The sequence below is a fragment of the Geodermatophilus sp. SYSU D00684 genome, from assembly GCF_054050455.1.
This window is the reverse complement of sequence record NZ_JBJGZI010000015.1, coordinates 106,555-121,315: the sequence shown is the minus strand read 5'-3', so window position 1 is coordinate 121,315 and position 14,761 is coordinate 106,555. Positions and strand designations below refer to the sequence as shown.

Genomic DNA, 14,761 nt, shown 5'->3' with positions numbered 1-14,761 from the left:
CCGTGTCGCGGGACCGTTCCGGTCCTGGCGGTGGCTGCCGGTCGAGCAGGACAGCCGTGGTGCCTGTTGTGCGGTGTCGGTGGGGTGCGGCCCGCCCGGGGGCGACCTCACCCCTCGCTGGGCGGCGGGCGCTCACCGCCGGGCCCCGGCTCGGGCCGGCGCCGCTCGCTGTCGATGAGCTCCGACAGCCAGCGCACCTCCCGGTCGACCGAGTCCAGGCCGTGGCGCTGCAGTTCCAGCGTGTAGCGGTCGAGCCGTTCGCGGGTCCGCGCCAGTGAGGACCGCAGGCCGTCCCGCTGCCGTTCGACCGTGCGGCGGCGCCCCTCGAGGATGCGCAGCCGCACGTCGGCGGCGGTGTGCCGGAAGAAGGCGAGGTGGACGCCGAAGAGCCTGCCGTCGTCGTACGCCTCGGGGCCGGCCTGGCTGACCAGCTCCGCGAAGCGCTCCTTGCCCTCCGCGGTGATCGTGTAGACCACCTTCCCGCGCCGGCCGGTGAGCGGCGGTGCGTCGGCCGGGAGCGGCGCGCGCCGGTCGGACTCGTCGGTGCTGACGAGCCCGGCAGCGTGCAACCGCTTCAGCGCGGGATACAGCGAGCCGTAGGAGATGCTGCGCAGGCCCCCCAGCACCTCCGCGAGCCGTTTCCGCAGCTCGTAGCCGTGCATCGGGGACTGCTGCAGCAGTCCGAGGATGGCGAACTCGAGCATCTCGCCCCCCGTCGGCCCCTGCCGTTCGATGTATCGAGACGATACATCGGGAGGTGAACCGGTCGGCAACCCGAGACCCCTCCCTCGAGCGGGCAGGGCGCGCACGGACGGTGACGACGGGCCCGGGCGCGGGCGGACCTGCGTACATTGACGGCCGTGCCCGGACGTCGCTCCGTCGTCGACTACTCGCTGCAGAGGCGGGCCGTCCTGGCGGACGTGCACGCCGGCCGCACCGGGCTGTTCGAGGTCTGCGACGCCAGTCCCTACCTCACCCGCGCCGCGAGGTACCACGGCGAGCAGACCGACGACCCGTGCCCGGTCTGCCGCCGCGAGCGCCTGACGTTGGTCAACTACGTCTACGGTGAGGGGCTGGGCCACGTGTCCGGGCAGGCGAAGACCGAGGCGGAACTCGCCCGGATGGACGCCATGCAGGAGGAGTTCTCCGTGTACGCCGTCGAGGTGTGCCGCGGCTGCGGGTGGAACCACCTGGACTGCTCCTACGTGCTCGGGACCGAGCCCGAGCCGGGGCGGCAGCCGCGCCGGCGCCGCCGCGCTGCCACGGACTAGGACCGCCGGCCGCACGGTTGCACACCGGCGGACCCGTCCGTCACACCCGTCCCGGGAGGACGGCGCGCCTGCGCGTCCTCCCCGGGCACCACAGGTAACGACGCCACGCTGGGCCGGACCCGATCCGCCCACCGACACCCGAGGAGGGGCTGCCTGGTGCCTCCCCACGACGAGACCACGCCGGTCGGGCCGTCCGGCGGCCCGCCGCGACGCCCGCCGGCCGCCCGCGCGACCGGTGGCTCCGGACCCGCCGGCCGCGGCCGCACCGCGGCCGCGCGGTCGGGGGGCTCCGGCGGCTCGCGTCCCGGCGGCTCCCGGCCCACCGGCTCGCGTCCCGCGGGCGGCAAGCCCGGCGGCATGAAAACGCGCACGAAGAAGCAGCGGCGCCGCCGCGGGCTGAAGGTCGCCCTCGGCACCCTGCTCGGCCTGCTGGTGCTGCTCGGCGTCTTCGTCGGCGTCGTCTACGCCACCACCGAGGTGCCCGACCCGAGCTCGGTGCAGCGGTCGCAGACGACGGTCGTGTACTACGCCGACGGCACCACCGAGATGGCCCGCCTCGGCGACACCAACCGGCGGGACGTCACGCTCGACCAGGTCTCGGAGCCCGCGCGCAACGCGGTGCTGGCCGCGGAGAACCGGAACTTCTACTCCGACCCCGGCATCAGCTTCACCGGCATCGTCCGGGCGGCGTGGAACAACCTCACAGGCGGCTCGACGCAGGGCGGCTCGACCATCACGCAGCAGTACGTGAAGAACGCCATCCTGCAGAACTCCGACCAGACGTTCGCCCGCAAGTTCCAGGAGCTGTTCCTGGCGATCAAGCTGGACAACAACCACGACAAGGACGAGATCCTCGAGAACTACCTCAACACCATCTACTTCGGCCGCGGCGCCTACGGCATCGAGGCCGCGGCCAACACCTTCTTCGGCGTCCCGGCCGCCCAGCTGACCCCGCAGCAGGGCGCGGTGCTCGCCGTCCAGATCCGCAGCCCCAGCTCCTACGACCCGGAGTCCAACCCGGAGGGCGCGCAGGACCGCTGGGGCCTGGTCCTCGACGCGATGGTCGAGGAGGGCTGGATCACCCAGGCCGACCGCGACGCGTCGGTCTACCCGCCGGTGCTGCCCAGGCCGCAGTCCTCGTCCCTGGGGACCCCGACCGGGCCCGAGGGCCTGGTCGTGTCCCGGGCGATCTCCGAGCTCGAGGCGCGTGGCTACACCGAGGAGCAGATCCAGGCCGGCGGCCTGCGGATCACCACGACCGTGGACAAGGCCACCCAGGACGCCGCGCTCGCCGCGGTGAACGAGGTCATGGACGGCGAGCCGCGGGAGACGCTGCGCCAGGCGCTGGTCGCCGTCGACCCGCGCACCGGTGCGGTGCGCGCCTACTACGGCGGGGACATCGGCGCCGGCGACGGCGCGGTCGACTACGCGCAGGCCCGCCGCCAGCCCGGCTCGTCGATGAAGCCCTACGTGCTGGCCACCGCGCTCGACCAGGGCATCAGCGTCACCTCGCGCCGGGACGGCAGCTCGCCGCAGACCTTCCCCGACCGCGAGGCCCCGGTGCGCAACTCCGGCGGCGCCTCGTGCCCCGCCTGCACCCTGGTCGAGGCGATGACCCGCTCGCTCAACACGACGTTCTACGGGCTGGCCTACGAGGTGGGCCCGGAGAACGTCCGCGAGACGGCGCTGGCCGCGACCGGCCTGCCCGACACCTGGCCGGCCACCGGCTCCCTGCTCGACGACAAGACGACGCTGGCCGCCCCCGACTCCGGGGTCACCGGCTCCTCGATCGGCATCGGCGAGTACGAGATGCGCCCGATCGACCAGGCCGTCGGCTTCGCCACCTTCGCCAGCGGCGGCGTGCGGCACGACGCGTTCTTCGTCAACCGGGTCACCGACAGCGAGGGCGCCGTCCTGCTGGAGAACGGCGCCCCGGCCGGCGAGCGGGTCATGAGCGAGGACGTCGCGAACGACACGACCTTCGCGCTGGAGGGCGTCGCGCAGTACTCGCGCCGGGCGCTCGACGACGGCCGCGAGGTGGCCGCGAAGACCGGCACCCAGGGCATCGACGCCGACGACAACTCCGACGCCTGGATGGTCGGCTACACCCCGTCCCTGTCGACGGCGGTGTGGATGGGCACCGACGGCTACCAGCCGATCCGCAACTCCGACGGCGCGATCATCTACGGCTCCGGCCTGCCGGGCGCGATCTGGCAGGAGTTCATGGACACCGTGCTCGCCGGCACCCCGGAGGAGGACCTGCCCGACCGGCCGGTCATCCGCGGGGACACGGGCGAGGGCGTCCCGGCGCCGGAGACCCAGGCGGCCCCGACCACGCAGTCCGCGCCGACGACCCAGTCCGCGCCGCCCACGCAGGCGACGCCGACCACCCCGGCCACGCCGACGGAGACCACCCCGCCGGACGACGGGACGACCGAGGAGGAGCCGAACGACCCGACGGTGCCCACGGTGCCGACGCCGCCGCCGTCGCCGGTCACCCCTCCGCCGGCGGGCGGCCAGCCGACCGCCCCGACCACGCAACCCGGACAGCCGGCACCCACCACCCAGCCGCAGCTGACCGGCTGACCCGCCCGGCAGACTGACCGGGTGAGCTCCTCCCCCACGGGCCCGTCCGCCCCGGCCGACCAGCCGGCGGACGGGCCCGCGGCGTCTCCGGCGCCCGCGGCCCCGGCACCGGTGCCCCCGGGACGTCCGGACCGGGTGGTGCCCACGTGGTCGGACCCGGTCGCCGCGCAGGCCGGCGAGGCGGTGGGCGGGCCGTGGGGGCGGCACGCGGTCACCGGCCGGGCGCTGTTCTGGACGCCGCTGCGGATCTGCCTGCTCTACGCCACCGTGGTCCTGGCGGCCGCGTGGCTGAAGCAGGCGCCCTGCGCCGACGGCAACTGGGCCGGGTCGGTGCAGTACACCCACTTCTGCTACTCCGACACCGTCCCGCTGTTCACGCTGCACGGCCTGGACGCCGCGGCGGTCCCCTACCTGGACTCGGCGGTCGAGTACCCGGTGCTCACCGGCGCCTTCATGGCGCTGGCCGCGCTGCTCGGCCGGGCCTACGGCGACCTCGCGACGGCGGCCGGGCTGCTGCCCCAGGTCCCGCCCGTGCAGGCCTACTACGTGGCGACCTGCCTGCTGCTGACGCTGTGCGCGTTCCTCCTCGTCCGGGAGGTGCTGGCGCTGGCCGGGCACCGGCCGTGGGACGCCGCGATGGTCGGCCTGTCCCCGCTGCTGCTCGTGCACGCCTTCACCAACTGGGACCTGTTCGCCGTCGCGCTGGCCACCGGCGGGCTGTGGGCGTGGGCGCGCAGCCGGCCGGTGCTCGCCGGCGTGCTGCTCGGTCTCGGCGTCGCCGCGAAGTTCTACCCGCTGCTGCTGCTCGGGGCGCTGTTCCTGCTGTGCCTGCGGGCCGGGCGCATGCGCGAGTGGCTGCGCGCCGCCGTCGCCGCCGGGGTCGCCTGGCTCGCCGTCGACCTGCCGGTGGCGCTGCTCGCGCCGGAGAACTGGTCGCTGTTCTTCCGGCTCAACACCGCCCGCCCGGCCGACCCGGACAGCGTCTGGAACGTCCTGATCACCGCCTCCGACGGGCGGTTCCTCGACGGCCCGCTGCCCGAGGGGACGCCGCCGGTGGTGCTCAACACCGTCGTCGCGGGCTGCGTGCTGCTGGTCTTCGCCGGCCTGGGGTGGCTGGTGCTGCGCGCCCCGGTGCGGCCGCGCGTGGCCCAGGTCGCCTTCCTGCTCGTGGCGGCGTTCCTGCTGGTCACCAAGGTGTGGAGCCCGCAGTACTCGCTGTGGCTGCTGCCGCTGGCGGTCCTGGCGCGGCCGCGCTGGCGCTCGCTGCTGCTCTGGCAGGCCGTCGAGGCGGTGCTGTGGGTGGTGCGGATGCTCTGGTACCTCGGCACCGAGGACCGCGGCGTCGGCGTCGAGTGGTTCTTCCTCGCGGTGACCGCGCGCGACCTCGCCGTCGTCGTGCTCATGGGCCTGGTGGTGCGCGACGTGCTGCACCCCGACGGCGACGTCGTCCGCACCAGCTGGCCCGGCGTCGACGACCCGGCCGGCGGCCCGCTGGACGGCGCCCCCGACCGGCGCACCCTGCGCCGGCGGGTGCCCGCCTAGCCGCGCAGCGCCGCGCGGACGAGCGCGACCTCCCCGGCGTGCGCGGCGGCGTCCCCGGGCGTCTCCAGGACGACGGGGCAGTCGGCGGCGCGCGCGACCTCGAGCAGCAGCTCCAGCGGGATCTCCCCGTCGGTCAGTGGCGCGTGCCGGTCGCGGCCTGAGCCGTGCGGGTCGCGGCTGTTGTTGAGGTGCACGAGGTCCACCCGCCCGGTGACCGCGCGGACGTCGGCGACGGCGGTGGCGAGGTCCCAGCCGGCGGCCCACGCGTGGCAGGTGTCGAGCACGAACCCCGCGCCGAACTCCCCGACGGCGTCCCACAGCCGGGCCACCGCGCCGAGCTCGCGGGCCATCGCGTTCTCGCCGCCGGCGGTGTTCTCGATGAGCAGCGGCAGCGGGAGGCCGCCGTCCTCGGCCTGCCGCGCGAACGTCTTGCGCCAGTTGTCGAACCCGGCGGCGGGGTCGTCCTTGGCGAGCACGTGGCCGCCGTGCACGACCATCCCGCGGGCGCCGATCGCCGCCGCCGCCCGCGCGTGCACCGCGAGGTTCTTCCGGCTCGGGATGCGGATCCGGTTGTTGGTCGAGGCCACGTTGAGCACGTACGGCGCGTGCACGAAGACGGCGACGTCGGAGGCGAGCAGGTCCTCGGCGTCCGGGCGCGGCGGCGGCGCCTTCCAGCCCTGCGGGTCGCCGAGGAAGACCTGCACGCCGTCGGCGTCCATCTCCGCGGCCCGGGCCAGCGGCCCGCCCGCGTCCAGCTCGTTGTCCTCGGTCAGGCCGGGGCCGACGTGTACGCCGATCGGGTGCTCCGCCACCCCGGCGACAGTAGTTCCGCCCCGGACGGGGACCCACCCGTATCGCGCAGGTCACGTCCTCGTTGGGACACGTGACGGCGGACATGCGCGGGCGGTGACGCGCGCCGTGACCACGGGGACGCAGACGGAGGGGACGCAGGGGATGACGACGGGGACGGCGACCACCGGCACGGTGCGGCGGGCCGCGCGGCGGTTCCTGGCCGCGCTCGTGCTCGTGGTGGCCGCCGTCCTGGGCGGCGCGGTCCTGCTGCCGCCCGCCGCGAGCGCCGCCCCGTCGGTCACCGTCGAGATCCGCGACCTCACCCCGCCGCTGGTCTCGGTCGACCCCGGCGGCACGGTCACCTTCACCAACCGGATCGAGCCGAAGACGGTGCAGGTCGGCGGCGGGCTGCTGCCCTCGCTGGTCACCGGGCAGGTGTTCACCGACGTCACGCTCGGCCTGCCCTCGGGTCCGGAGCCGCTGCCGAAGGACGCGAGCGTCACCGAGCGCTTCGACAGCACCTGCCTGACCTGCACGATCACCTACACGTACCGGGTCGTCGTCCCGGACACCTCGATCGCCGGGAGCGTGCTGAACACCGTCACCACCCGGGCGCTGAGCACGCTGCCGCAGACGCAGCTCGTCACCTACGACGGCCGGCAGACGACGGTGCAGATCGGCGTCCCGACGCCGTTCCTCGTCACCACGCTGCTGCCGCTGCCGAACCTGCCCTCGGTCGGCCTGCCGCGGCTGCCGGCCGTCGACGTCCCGCTGCCCTCCCTGCCGTCGCTCCCGGTGCCGGCCCCCACCGACCCGACCGCGCCGCAGGTCCCGGCCGCCGCGCCGGCGGCCCCGCGGGGGATCGACGGCCACGCCTACTCCTACGACCTCGGCGGCGGCGCGGCGCGGATGGCGCCCTCCGGCGGCGGGTCCGCGGCCTTCGACCCGTCGCGGCTGCCCGGGGCCGGCGTCCCGTCCGGGACCGCGTCCGGGAGTGGCGGCACCGACGGCTCCGGCGGGGTCGCGGGCGGCTACGACGGCGCCGCGGTGCCGGTCTTCGGTGAGCTCGGCGGGCTCGGCGGCGGCGCGCTGGACGAGGAGAGCAGCACCGTGACTGCCGACGGCGCCTCCCCCGGCCCCGCCCTGCCGTTTGCCGCGCTGGTCGCCGTCGTCGCCCTGGCCGGCAGCACCGCCGCGCTCGTCCGCACCTCCCGGGCGGTCCGCTCCCGCTGACCCCGGCGGGCGCCGGTGGGCGCGCTGGTACCCTCGGGGGGCGCGTCCCGTGTGCCGTCCGAGGCAGGCAGGGCGCGCGACGCGTGTACGACCCTCCTGCTGCAGACGTCCTGCAGCCGCCCAGACCAGAGGAGGTGGGGTTCTCCGTGCGTCACTACGAACTGATGGTCATCCTCGACCCCGACCTGGAGGAGCGCACGATCGCTCCCTCCCTCGACCGGTTTCTGACCGTCGTCACCAACTCCGGTGGCACCGTCAAGACCGAGATCTGGGGCCGGCGCCGCCTGGCCTACGAGATCAAGAAGCACGTCGAGGGTATCTACGCCGTCGTCGACATCCAGGCCGAGCCCGCCGCGGTCGCCGAGCTCGACCGGCAGCTCAACCTGAACGAGTCGGTCCTGCGGACCAAGCTGCTCCGGCCCGAGGTCCACTGACCATGGCCGGCGAGACCGTCATCACCGTCATCGGCAACCTGACCTCCGACCCGGAGCTGCGGTTCACGCCGTCGGGGGCCGCGGTCGCCAACTTCACGGTCGCCTCGACGCCGCGCACCTTCGACCGGCAGTCGCAGGAGTGGAAGGACGGCGAGGCGCTGTTCCTCCGCTGCAACGTCTGGCGGCAGGCGGCCGAGAACGTGGCCGAGTCCCTCACCCGCGGCTCGCGGGTCATCGTCTCGGGGCGCCTCAAGCAGCGCTCGTTCGAGACGAAGGAGGGCGAGAAGCGCACCGTCGTCGAGCTCGAGGTCGACGAGATCGGCCCCTCGCTGCGCTACGCCACCGCGAAGGTCACCCGCGCCTCGCGCGGTGAGGGTGGCGGCGGCGGTGGCGGTTTCGGCGGCGGTGGCGGTGGCGGCGGTTTCGGCGGCGGCGCGAGCGACCCGTGGTCGACGCCCGCCGGCCCGTCCGACGAGCCTCCCTTCTGACAGAAGGACCTCCTCGCCCCCCACGCCGCGCTCCGCACGGCGCGGGCCCCTGCGAGGGGGCCATCCACACCCCAGATCTAGTCGTACCTGGAGAACCCAGTGCCCAAGCCCCCCGTGCGCAAGCCCAAGAAGAAGGTCTGCCAGTTCTGCAAGGACAAGGCGACCTACATCGACTACAAGGACACGACGCTGCTGCGGAAGTTCATCTCCGACCGCGGCAAGATCCGTGCCCGCCGCGTGAGCGGCAACTGCAGCCAGCACCAGCGGGACGTCGCCACGGCCGTCAAGAACAGCCGTGAGATGGCCCTGCTGCCCTACACCTCGACGGCGCGCTGACCATGAGCACGATGAAGCTGATCCTCACGCAGGAGGTCACCGGTCTCGGGTCCTCCGGTGACACCGTCGAGGTCAAGGGCGGCTACGGCCGCAACTACCTCCTGCCCCGCGGCCTGGCCATCGTCGCCACCCGCGGTGCCGAGAAGCAGGTCGAGTCGCTGCGCCGGGCGCGTGCCGCCCGCGAGGTGCGGTCGCTCGATGAGGCCCAGGCCGTGGCCGGCCGCCTCTCCGGCCTGACGGTCCGGGTGCCCGCCCGCGCCGGCGACGGCGGCCGCCTGTTCGGCCGCGTCACCACCGCCGACGTCGCCGCGGCCGTCACGGCCGCCGGTGGCCCGGAGCTGGACCGCCGCCGCATCGAGCTGCCGAGCAGCATCAAGACCACCGGCAAGCACACCGTCACCGTGCGGGTGCACCCGGAGGTCACGGCGACCCTCCCCATCGAGGTCGTCGCCGGCTGAGAACGCCGCAGCACCGCCCGCGAGGGGCGTCGGACACCCGTCCGGCGCCCCTCGCGGCGTCTCGGGGGCCGTGCCCGCCCTCCCGGGCCCCCCGAGCCCCCGGACCGCGGCGAGGGGACGTGTCGCGGGCCCGCCGGACGGCGGGGTCGCGGCCGGGCTCCCGTGCCGGTGGGCGCCTGTGACGGCTGCGCCGGGCGGGACGACACGACACGCCCGGAGCCCCCGGCGCGCCGACTTTCTCGTGTCCACAGCCGGTGGGCGGCCGGGGCGCAGGTGACGCCCGCGGGACCGCGGCACGAGGGGTCGGTGTCCTCCCCGTCTCCACATGTCGACTCCGGCTGTCCACCGACTTGTCCACAAGTTGTGCAGAACGCGGCCCACACGGGTGTTGGACGGGTCCGTCCCCGCTTCCTAACGTCGTCTCCTGCGCCGGACCTCCGCGAACTGTCGGTGGCTCCGGGTAGTGATGTCCTCGAACGCGTGTTCGAGCGGCACGCGAGGCGTCCTGGTGCTTCCCCCACCGGGCCCCGGCCGGGCGGCCGGGGTCTGTACGCGCGCGCGTGCCCCGAGGAGAGGGAGGTACCCAGGTGGCGGTGGCCGACGACTTCAGCCGGCCGCAGGCGACGGCGCCGGAGTACGACCGGCAGCCGCCGCAGGACGTCGCGGCCGAGCAGTCGGTGCTGGGCGGCATGCTGATGAGCAAGGACGCCATCGCCGACGTGGTGGAGCAGCTGACCGGCAACGACTTCTACCGGCCGGCGCACCAGTTGATCTACGACTGCATCCTCGACCTGTACGGCCGGGGTGAGCCGGCCGACGCGATCACCGTCGCCGCGGAGCTCAACCGCACCGACCAGCTGTCGAAGATGGGCGGCGCGGTCTACCTGCACACCCTCATCGCCTCGACGCCGACGGCGGCCAACGCGGGCTACTACGCCCAGATCGTGGCCGAGCAGGCCACCCTGCGCCGCCTGGTCGAGGCCGGCACCCGCGTGGTGCAGCTGGGCTACGGCGCGGCCGGCGGGCGGGGCGACGTCGACGACATCGTCGACCGCGCGCAGCAGGAGATCTACGAGGTCACCGAGAAGCGGATGAGCGAGGACTACTCGCGCCTCGAGGACGTCCTGCAGCCCACGATGGACGAGCTCGACGCCATCGCCTCCCGCGGCGGCACCGCCCGCGGCGTGCCCACCGGCATCCGCGACCTCGACGAGCTGACCAACGGCCTGCAGGCGGGCCAGATGGTCGTCATCGCCGCCCGCCCCGGTGTGGGCAAGTCGACCCTGGGGCTGGACATCGCGCGGTCGGCCACGGTCAAGCACCACATGCCGGCCGTCATCTTCTCGCTCGAGATGAGCAAGCACGAGATCACCATGCGTCTGCTGTCGGCCGAGGCGAAGGTGCCGCTGCACCACATGCGCGCCGGCACGCTGTCCGACGAGGACTGGTCGAAGCTGGCCCGCCGGATGGGCGAGGTGGCCGACGCCCCGCTCTACATCGACGACTCGCCGAACATGACGATGATGGAGATCCGGGCCAAGGCGCGGCGGCTCAAGCAGCGCAACGACCTCAAGCTCGTGGTCATCGACTACCTCCAGCTCATGACGTCGGGCAAGCGCGTCGAGAGCCGCCAGCAGGAGGTCTCCGAGTTCTCCCGGGCGCTGAAGCTGCTGGCCAAGGAGCTCGAGGTCCCGGTCATCGCGATGTCGCAGCTCAACCGCGGGTCCGAGCAGCGTCAGGACAAGAAGCCGATGCTGTCGGACCTCCGTGAGTCCGGCTCGATCGAGCAGGACGCCGACATGGTCATGATGATCCACCGCGAGGACATGTACGAGAAGGAGAGCCCGCGGGCCGGCGAGGCCGACATCATGCTGGTCAAGCACCGCAACGGCCCGACGGCCAACGTCACCGTCGCCTTCCAGGGCCACTACAGCCGCTTCGTCGACATGGCCAACTGAGACATGGCCAACTGAGGCATGGCCAACTGAGACATGGCCAACTGAGACATGGCCGACCGAGACACGGCCGACCGAGAGGCCGCGCGCACGCGCAGGAGGGCCCGGGACCGTCGTGGTCCCGGGCCCTACGCGTGTTCGGTCAGCGGTCAGGCCACCGCGACCTGAGCCAGGCTCTGCGTCCGTGCGTGGATCTGCCCGCGCGCCACGTTCAGCGTGCCGGTCATGCCGTAGACGGTCCGGTTGAGCGCCGCAAGTGCCAGGTCGCCGGTCTGCATGGTCACCGCCCCGTGCATCGGGACCTCGACGTCGGGCCACTCGGTGTCGGGTGTGATCTGGTCCAGCGGTGGTAGGGGGAAGGGCAGGACGAGGTACCCGCGCACGATGAGGGACACCGTCGTCCCCGCGGGGAGGAGAGCGACCATCCGCACATCGAGGACCCCGACGCCGTCCGCACGGATCAGCAGGAAATCGGTGCCGGTGACCTGGGCGCCGACCATGGGCCCCTCCAGCATCGTCCCCTCGATGCCCACGTCCATCCTCAGCCCCTCGGGCACGACCCCGATCGGCACGGTGCCGGTCATCGTCGCCTCCAGGACGTAGCCGTCCATGTTCCCTCCTCCGATCGCTGCGGCGGTCGGTCCATGGCAGCCCGGCCGGCGGCGAGGGTGCAGGTGGGCGTGCACGACGTCCCGTGCCGTTCACCGGTTGTCCGCACCAGAACACGCGGTGTTCCACGTGGATCACCGAGCGCGACGTTGCAGCGACACACCGTCGCACTGCAACGTCGTGACCCCGGTGGCACCCGCTCGTTGGTCCGGGCCGAGCACCGCCGAGCCCGGCCGTGTCCTCGACCGACCGCTCACCGTCGAGAGGCCAACGCGTGACGACCCTGCCCGAGCACCCCCGCACCGACGAGCCCGCGGCCACGCACAGCCGCCGCCGCTTCCTCACCTACCTCGTCGCGGCCCCGACGCTCGCCGTCGCCGCGCAGGTCGTCGCCGACGTGGCCGGCCCGGCGACCGCGCAGGCGCTGCCCTCGCTGCCCGCGCCGGCCGAGCTCCTCGACCTCGGGGACGTGCTGATCCTCGCCGGCAAGCCCACCGAGGACCTCATCGTCGTCACCGTCGACGGGCAGGGCCGGGTCGGGCTCGCCCTCCCCCGCACCGAGGTCGGCCAGGGCATCACCACCGCCGTCGCCATGCTGCTGGCCGACGAGCTGGACGTGCCGCTGGACCGTGTCGACGTCACCCTCGCCGACGCCCGCCCCGAGCTGGTGTTCAACCAGCTCACCGGCGGCTCCAACACCATGCGCAGCGTCTACGGCCCGGTCCGGCGGGCGGCCGCCGTGGCCCGCGCCCGGCTGCTGGCCGCCGCGGCCCTCCGCTGGGGCACCACCCCGGGCTCGCTCACCGTCACCGACGGCGTGGTCAGCGGCCCCGGCGGGCGGACCGCCACGTACGGCGAGCTGTCGGCCGCCGCGGCCGACCGGACGCTGGCCGTCGCGCCCGCCTCGCCCAAGCCCGCCTCCGCGCACCGGGTCGTCGGCACGCCCACCAGCCGCACGGACGCCCGCGCGATGGTGACCGGCCGGCAGCGCTACACCCTCGACCTCGACGTCGTCCCCGGTGCGCTGCCGACCATGCTGCGCCGCCCGCCGACGATCAACGGCACCGTCCGGTCGCTGGACAACGAGGCGGAGGTCCGGGCCTTGCCGGGCGTCGTCGACGTCGCCGTGGTGCCCACCGGGGTCGCCGTCCTCGCCGAGACCTTCGGCCAGGCCCGCGACGCCGTCGCGGCCGTGCGGGCCACCTGGGGGCCGGGCACGGTCGACGGCGAGGACGACGAGTCGATCCGGCGGAAGCTGCGCGCGGTCACGCCGCCGCCCTTGGCCCCCGGCCTGCTGGTGCGGACGGTGGACGCGGAGTTCGACTTCGCCTTCGTCAGCCACGCGCCGCTGGAGCCCAACTGCGCCGTCGCGCACGTGACCGCGGACCGCGCGGAGATCTGGTCGCCGCTGAAGTCGCCGATCGTCGCGCAGGAGACGATCGCCGCCGAGCTCGGTCTGCCGGTGTCCCAGGTGACCGTGCACGTCGTCCAAGGCGGCGGCTCGTTCGGCCGGCGCCTGTTCTCCGACGCCGCCCTGGAGGCCGCGCGGGTGTCCAAGGCGACGGGGCGGCCGGTCAAGCTGCTGTGGTCGCGGATCGACGACATGCGCCACGGCCGGGCCCGCGCCGCCAGCCACCACCGCATCCGGGCCACGCACGCCGCCGGGGACGTGCTCACCTTCGAGCACCGGGTGGCCAGCGTGGAGACCGACTTCGGGCACGGCCTCGGCGAGATCCTCACGTCGGTCGCCGCCAACCTCCCGGTCGGCGGGAACGCCTCGTTCGCGCAGACGGTCTTCCTCACCACCGTGCACTCGCCGTACCACTTCGGCGTCACCACGCAGACGCTTGCCGAGGTGCCGCTGCAGATGCACACCGGCAGCTGGCGCTCGGTGTACTCGGCCAACACCCGCGGGGCCGAGGAGGTCGTCGTCGACGAGCTCGCCGCCGCCACCGGCCGCGACCCGGCCGAGTTCCGCCGCCGCTTCCTCACGGAGGACCGCTACCGCGCCGTCCTGGACAAGGTCGTCCAGGAGGGGCAGTGGGGCCGGCGGCTGCCGCGCGGCCGCGCCCAGGGCCTGGGCTTCCACGCCGAGTACAAGGGCTGCACCGCCTGCCTGGTCGAGATCGACGCGCACGACCCGCAGCGCCCGCGGGTCACCCGGGCGACGATCGCCGTCGACGTCGGGAAGGCGGTCAACCCGCGCGGGCTCGAGGCGCAGATGCTCGGCGGGCTCACCGACGCCATCGGCACCACGCTGCGCGCGGGCCTGCACGTCGTCGACGGGCTGCCGCTCGAGGGCAGCTACAGCCAGTTCCACTACACCCGGCAGGCCGACTCGCCGGCCGACGTCCGGGTCTTCGTCATCGACAGCAGCGACGAGCCCGGCGGGGCCGGCGAGCTCGGCGTCCCGGCCGCGGTCGGCGCCGTCGCCAACGCCTACGCCCGCGCGACCGGGACCAGGCCGCGGTCGTTCCCCCTCGTCTTCCCGGTCGACTTCGAGCCCTTCCCCCGCTGAGGAGCGCCCCGTGCCGAACTACACCTTCCAGCTCAACGGCGAGACCGTCACCGTCGACGCCCCCGCCGACCTGCCCCTGCTCTGGGCGCTGCGCGACAAGCTCGGCGTGACCGGGCCGAAGTACGGCTGCGGCATCGACGTCTGCAAGGCCTGCACCAGCCACCTCGACGGCGAGGCGATCCGCCCGTGCGTCACCCCGACGGCGGAGGTGGCCGGCCGCGAGGTCACGACCATCGAGGGGCTGGCCGACGGCGACCGACTGCACCCGGTCCAGGAGGCGTGGCTCGAGCAGGACGTCGCGCAGTGCGGCTACTGCCAGCCCGGGCAGATCATGGCCGCCGTCGCGCTGCTGCGCCGGACCTCGGACCCCACCGACGAGGAGATCGACGAGATCCAGAACGTCTGCCGGTGCGGCACCTACGTCCGCATCCGCGAGGCGATCAAGGCCGCGGCCGCACGGATGTGACCGTCCGTCCGGGGGCCGGGAGGCTGCCCTCCCGGCCTCCCGGACGGGGACGGACCGGTCCCGACCTGCGGTT

Annotated in this window: 14 protein-coding genes; 11 read left to right on the top strand and 3 right to left on the bottom strand. The window is 74.2% G+C overall.

What is annotated here, in order from left to right; all coding sequences use genetic code 11:
- Window positions 1-107: 107 nt before the first annotated feature.
- The gene (locus tag ACI79L_RS13020) at window positions 108-704 is read right to left on the bottom strand and encodes a PadR family transcriptional regulator (protein WP_456937192.1); all 597 of its coding nucleotides are present in this window, start codon (window positions 702-704) and stop codon (window positions 108-110) included.
- A gap of 156 nt (window positions 705-860) precedes the next feature.
- Here ACI79L_RS13020 and ACI79L_RS13015 point away from each other — a divergent pair, with 156 nt between their 5' ends.
- The 3 genes from ACI79L_RS13015 to ACI79L_RS13005 all read left to right on the top strand — a co-directional run bounded on the left by ACI79L_RS13015 (window position 861) and on the right by ACI79L_RS13005 (window position 5,399).
- Window positions 861-1,271 (top strand): DUF5318 family protein, encoded by a 411-nt coding sequence (locus ACI79L_RS13015; RefSeq protein WP_456937191.1) that lies wholly within the window; start codon window positions 861-863, stop codon window positions 1,269-1,271.
- Window positions 1,272-1,628: 357 nt separating this feature from the next.
- Complete coding sequence (locus tag ACI79L_RS13010; protein ID WP_456937190.1) at window positions 1,629-3,857, top strand: transglycosylase domain-containing protein; 2,229 nt, start codon at window positions 1,629-1,631, stop codon at window positions 3,855-3,857.
- Between the two features lie 138 nt (window positions 3,858-3,995).
- Complete coding sequence (locus ACI79L_RS13005) at window positions 3,996-5,399, top strand: glycosyltransferase family 87 protein (RefSeq protein WP_456937189.1); 1,404 nt, start codon at window positions 3,996-3,998, stop codon at window positions 5,397-5,399.
- Here the strand turns inward: ACI79L_RS13005 and ACI79L_RS13000 are convergent.
- Complete coding sequence (locus ACI79L_RS13000) at window positions 5,396-6,211, bottom strand: deoxyribonuclease IV (protein ID WP_456937188.1); 816 nt, start codon at window positions 6,209-6,211, stop codon at window positions 5,396-5,398. The genes ACI79L_RS13005 and ACI79L_RS13000 overlap by 4 nt on opposite strands.
- Window positions 6,212-6,353: 142 nt before the next feature.
- On the opposite strand from ACI79L_RS13000, the gene ACI79L_RS12995 reads away from it, so the two are divergent.
- The 6 genes from ACI79L_RS12995 to dnaB all read left to right on the top strand — a co-directional run bounded on the left by ACI79L_RS12995 (window position 6,354) and on the right by dnaB (window position 11,098).
- Entirely contained in the window at window positions 6,354-7,424 is a 1,071-nt protein-coding gene (locus ACI79L_RS12995; RefSeq protein ID WP_456937187.1) for a hypothetical protein, read from the top strand.
- A 146-nt stretch (window positions 7,425-7,570) separates the two neighbouring features.
- Window positions 7,571-7,858, top strand: coding sequence for a 30S ribosomal protein S6 (rpsF, locus tag ACI79L_RS12990; RefSeq protein WP_387988608.1), 288 nt, complete (start codon window positions 7,571-7,573; stop codon window positions 7,856-7,858).
- Window positions 7,859-7,860: 2 nt separating this feature from the next.
- Window positions 7,861-8,346 (top strand): single-stranded DNA-binding protein, encoded by a 486-nt coding sequence (locus tag ACI79L_RS12985; protein ID WP_387988607.1) that lies wholly within the window; start codon window positions 7,861-7,863, stop codon window positions 8,344-8,346.
- A 99-nt stretch (window positions 8,347-8,445) separates the two neighbouring features.
- On the top strand, window positions 8,446-8,682 hold the full coding sequence (gene rpsR, locus ACI79L_RS12980) for a 30S ribosomal protein S18 (protein WP_073422051.1): 237 nt from the start codon (window positions 8,446-8,448) through the stop codon (window positions 8,680-8,682).
- A gap of 11 nt (window positions 8,683-8,693) precedes the next feature.
- Window positions 8,694-9,140: a 50S ribosomal protein L9 gene (rplI, locus tag ACI79L_RS12975; RefSeq protein WP_456937186.1), complete on the top strand. Its 447-nt coding sequence runs from the start codon at window positions 8,694-8,696 to the stop codon at window positions 9,138-9,140.
- A 593-nt stretch (window positions 9,141-9,733) separates the two neighbouring features.
- Window positions 9,734-11,098 (top strand): replicative DNA helicase, encoded by a 1,365-nt coding sequence (dnaB, locus tag ACI79L_RS12970; protein WP_456903469.1) that lies wholly within the window; start codon window positions 9,734-9,736, stop codon window positions 11,096-11,098.
- A gap of 146 nt (window positions 11,099-11,244) precedes the next feature.
- Here dnaB and ACI79L_RS12965 read toward each other — a convergent pair whose 3' ends face one another.
- Window positions 11,245-11,706, bottom strand: coding sequence for a DUF3237 family protein (locus ACI79L_RS12965; RefSeq protein WP_456937185.1), 462 nt, complete (start codon window positions 11,704-11,706; stop codon window positions 11,245-11,247).
- Window positions 11,707-11,978: 272 nt separating this feature from the next.
- Here ACI79L_RS12965 and ACI79L_RS12960 point away from each other — a divergent pair, with 272 nt between their 5' ends.
- Both ACI79L_RS12960 and ACI79L_RS12955 read left to right on the top strand, forming a co-directional pair.
- Entirely contained in the window at window positions 11,979-14,222 is a 2,244-nt protein-coding gene (locus tag ACI79L_RS12960; protein WP_456937184.1) for a molybdopterin cofactor-binding domain-containing protein, read from the top strand.
- A gap of 10 nt (window positions 14,223-14,232) precedes the next feature.
- Window positions 14,233-14,688 carry a (2Fe-2S)-binding protein gene (locus ACI79L_RS12955; protein WP_456927691.1) on the top strand — a complete coding sequence of 152 codons (456 nt, stop codon included), beginning with the start codon at window positions 14,233-14,235 and terminating at the stop codon, window positions 14,686-14,688.
- Window positions 14,689-14,761: the final 73 nt, after the last annotated feature.